General features: G+C 69.7%; 4 protein-coding genes. 2 read left to right on the forward strand and 2 right to left on the reverse strand.

The window, feature by feature from the left end; translation table 11 throughout:
* Window positions 1-660, reverse strand: a 660-nt coding sequence (locus K0M70_RS09300) for an aminoacetone oxidase family FAD-binding enzyme (protein WP_290781550.1), incomplete at its 3' end; no start/stop codon positions are given.
* 124 nt (window positions 661-784) lie between these two features.
* Here K0M70_RS09300 and K0M70_RS09305 point away from each other — a divergent pair.
* A complete protein-coding gene (locus K0M70_RS09305) occupies window positions 785-1,588 on the forward strand; it encodes a DUF4349 domain-containing protein (protein ID WP_290781552.1) in 804 nt (267 codons plus the stop codon).
* Between the two features lie 73 nt (window positions 1,589-1,661).
* Here the strand turns inward: K0M70_RS09305 and K0M70_RS09310 are convergent, their stop codons facing one another.
* Window positions 1,662-3,566 (reverse strand): DEAD/DEAH box helicase, encoded by a 1,905-nt coding sequence (locus K0M70_RS09310; protein WP_290781554.1) that lies wholly within the window; start codon window positions 3,564-3,566, stop codon window positions 1,662-1,664.
* Between the two features lie 198 nt (window positions 3,567-3,764).
* Between K0M70_RS09310 and K0M70_RS09315 the strand changes: the two genes are divergently transcribed.
* Window positions 3,765-4,011, forward strand: a 247-nt coding sequence (locus K0M70_RS09315) for a CopD family protein (RefSeq protein WP_290781556.1), incomplete at its 3' end; no start/stop codon positions are given.

Raw genomic sequence — 4,011 nt, forward strand, 5'->3', positions numbered from 1 at the left:
GGGGGGTGCTCGCGGTATGGCCCCGCCGGCGTGTGGGGGGTTGGGGTCGTGGTGTTGGGGGTGGCGGGCCCGGGGCACGCGCCCCGCGGGGGGGGGCTCCACCAGGGGGCCGAAGTGGCGCGCCTGTTCGTAGCCGAAGCCGGTGGCGCCCATGCTGGGGATCGACAGGCCGCCCGTGGCCACCACCAGTGACTCCACCACGTCCACGCCCTGCGAAGTGGCCACCCGGAAGCCGCCGCCCGGCAGCGCCGCCACCGATTCCACCGAGCACGACACGTCCACCCGCACCCCTGCGTCGGCGCATTCGGCCAGCAGCATCGCCACGATCTGCTTGGACGAATCGTCGCAGAACAGCTGCCCCAGTTCCTTCTCGTGCCAGGCGATGCCGTGCGCGTCCACCATCGCGATGAAATGTTCGGGCCGGTAGCGCGCCAGCGCCGACTTGCAGAAGTGCGGATTGGCCGACAGGAAGTTCGCCGGCGTGGTGCCGGTGTTGGTGAAATTGCAGCGCCCGCCGCCCGACATCAGGATCTTCTTGCCGCAGCGGTTGGCGTGTTCGACCACGCGCACGCGCCGGCCGCGGCGCCCGGCAGTGAGCGCGCAGAACAGGCCGGCGGCGCCGCCGCCGATCACCAGTACGTCGGTGGTGGGCACGCTCATGGCGTCGAGGGGCCGGTGGGGTGGCGGGACGGAATCATCTGGCGCGAATGATAGCGGGGCAGGCCGCGCGGCGGGCACGGCTTCGGATACGCTTCGCACACACCCCTTCCAGCCTGGACCCCTCATGTCGCGGATCGCCCTTTCCCTGTCTGCCCTGCTGCTGGTGACCGTCGCGGGCTGCGCGAAAACGGACGGCTACTCCCAGGCCGACGCCGCCGCCGAAGCGGCTCCCGCCGGGCTGACCGGCCAGGCCAACGCGCCGGGCAATTTCCTGGCCTATTCGCACGAAGCCACGGTCCGCCTGGAGGCCGCCGCCATCGCCGAGCGGGTAGCCGCCGTCCGCACGGCCTGCATGGAGGGCCGCCACGGCACCTGCACCGTGCTGGGCGAGGAACAGAGCAGCGGCCAGTGGCCGGGCGGCAAGCTGCAGCTGCGCGCCGAGCCCAAGGCGATCGAGCCGCTGGTGGCGATGGCCGCGCAGGGCGGCGAACTGTCGCAGCGGGCCACCGAGGCCGAGGACCTGGCCGACGCCGTCCGCGACAACGGCCTGCGGCAGCAGCGCCTGCGCATCCAGCACGAACGCCTGAGCGAGTTCCTGGCGCGCAGGGACATCAAGGCCGAAGACCTGATTGCCTTGAGCAACCAGCTGGCGCAAATCGAAACCGAACTGCAGGCCTCCGAGCAGGAAGCGGCGCAGCAGCAGCGCCGCCTGAGCACCAACCTGCTCACGCTGCGCTTCGAGTCGTCGCAGGTGACGGCGGAAAGCTCGGAGCTGGGCGAGGCGCTGCGTGATTCGCTGTCGGTGCTCGACGCCAGCGTGGCCGTGCTGGTGACGGTGGTGGTGGCCACGCTGCCCTTCCTGCTGGTGCTGCTGGCCGTGGGCTGGGCGGTGCGCGCACTGCTGCGCCGGCGCCGCCCGGCGGCCTGACCCGCGGTACCGGATCGTTCGCACAAAAAAAGCCGGGGCATGCCCCGGCTTTTTCATGCGCCATGCCGCGACGTCATTCCGTCGGCGGCCCCTTGCGGTGCGGCTTCTTGAAGGGCGGCTTGTCGCCGAACTTGCGCGGGCCGAACTCCTTCTTGTCGCCGCCGAAGGCCTTCTTGGCGAAGGGCTTCTTGCCGGCCGACTTGCCGGCCGTGTCCGGCGTTTCGCCGTCGCGGGTGATGCGCAGCTGCTGGCCGGCGCACCAGACGGTCTTGAGGTGGGTCATCACGTCGCCGGGCATGCCGTCGGGCAGGTCCAGCAGGGTGTGGTCCTCGAAGATCTCGATGCGGCCGATGTGTTTGGCGTCCAGGCCGGCTTCGTTGGCGATGGCGCCGACGATGTTGCCCGGCTTCACGCCGTGGTCGTAGCCCACTTCGATGCGGAAGGTGGCCTTGCCCTCGTCCGGCGCACGCGCCTCGCGCTGCTTCTTCGGGAACGCCGGGCGCTCGGGGCGGTCACCGCGCTCCGGACGGGCCGGGCGCTCGCCGCGCTCGGGCTTGTCGAAGCGCGAGGGGCGGGCGAACTTGTCGGTGGCGGCGGCCACGTCATGGTCGAAGGCGCGCTTCTTGGCCTCGAACTTCGGCGGCACCATCAGCAGCGGCACGTCGCCGCGGGCCATCTTGGCCAGGGCGGTGGCGATCTCGATGGCGGGCACGTTCAGCTCGCGCTCGTAGTCCTCGATCAGCTTGCGGAACTCGGTGAGCTCGCCGGCGGCCAGGGTGTCGGTGATCTGCTGCTTGAACTTGGACTTGCGCACGTCGTTGACGTCGGCGACGGTCGGCAGCTCCATCGGCGTGATCGGCTGGCGGGTGGCACGTTCAATCGCGCGCAGCAGGTTGCGCTCGCGCGGGGCGATGAACAGGATCGCTTCGCCGCTGCGGCCGGCGCGGCCGGTGCGGCCGATGCGGTGCACGTAGCTTTCGGTGTCGTGCGGCACGTCGTAGTTGAGCACGTGGCTGATGCGCTCCACGTCCAGGCCGCGGGCGGCGACGTCGGTGGCGACCAGGATGTCGATCTTGCCGTCCTTGAGCTGCTGGATGGTGCGTTCGCGCTGGGCCTGCACCACGTCGCCGTTGATGGCGGCGGCGGCGAAGCCCCTGGCCTGAAGCTTCTCGGCCAGTTCGTCGGTGGCCAGCTTGGTGCGCGCGAACACGATCATCGCGTCGAAGGGTTCGGCTTCCAGGATCCGGGTGAGCGCGTCGAGCTTGTGCATGCCGCTGACTTCCCAGCTGCGCTGGCGGATGTTGTCGGCGGTGCGGGTCTTGGCCTCGATGGTGACTTCCACCGGGTCCTTCAGATAGGTCTGCGCAATGCGGCGGATGGCGTGCGGCATGGTGGCCGAGAACAGCGCCGTCTGGCGCACGGCCGGCATCTTCTTGAGGATGGCTTCGACGTCGTCGATGAAGCCCATGCGCAGCATTTCGTCGGCTTCGTCCAGCACCAGGTTCTTGAGCAGGGACAGGTCGAGCGACCCTTTCTCGAGATGATCAATAATCCGGCCGGGGGTGCCCACCACCACGTGCACGCCGCGGCGCAGGGCCTGCAGCTGCGGGCCGTAGCTCTGGCCGCCGTAGATCGGCAGCACGTGGAAGCCCGGCATATGGGTGGCGTAGCGCTGGAAGGCTTCGGCCACCTGGATGCCCAGCTCGCGGGTCGGGGCCAGCACCAGGGCCTGGGGCTTGGTCTGGCTCAGGTCGATCTGCGACAGGATCGGCAGCGCGAACGCGGCGGTCTTGCCCGTGCCGGTCTGGGCCTGGCCCAGCACGTCGCGGCCACCCAGCAGGTGCGGGATGGTGGCGGCCTGGATGGGGGAGGGCGTCTCGTAGCCGAGCTCGCCGAGCACCTTGATCAGGGGCTCGCTGAGGGCGAGTTCGCGGAATTGCATCGGCGCGCTGGGCGCCTCGGTCGTCTGGGCGGTCATGGGAGGTCCGTAGGTCTGGGTCCGATTTCATCGGGGAGACTTCGCATACCGGCACACCACGGAAACGAAGCAGGCGCGCATTGTACCCTAAAGCCGTCGCAAGCGCCTGACCGGTGTGGTTTTTCCCGCCGCTGTCCGCCCTCGTGGTGCCTGCCGCCGCGGGCATGGCATCCTGCCGCCTCCTCTGGGAGTAAACGCATGGCTTATCTCTGGACCAAACTCTTCCACGTCCTGTTCGTCATCGCCTGGATGGCCACGGTGTTCTACCTGCCGCGCATCCTGGTGAACCTGGCCGAAGCCGGCGCCGAACCGGCGGTCCGCGACCGGCTGGCGCTGATGGGCCGGCGGCTTTACCGCTTCGGCCACGTGATGTTCGGCATCGCGCTCGTGTTCGGGCTCACGCTGTGGATGCACTTCGGCATGAACGGCGGCTGGGTGCACGCCA

Origin of the sequence: Arenimonas sp. (genome assembly GCF_019459675.1) — a bacterium.
Lineage (GTDB): Bacteria > Pseudomonadota > Gammaproteobacteria > Xanthomonadales > Xanthomonadaceae > Arenimonas.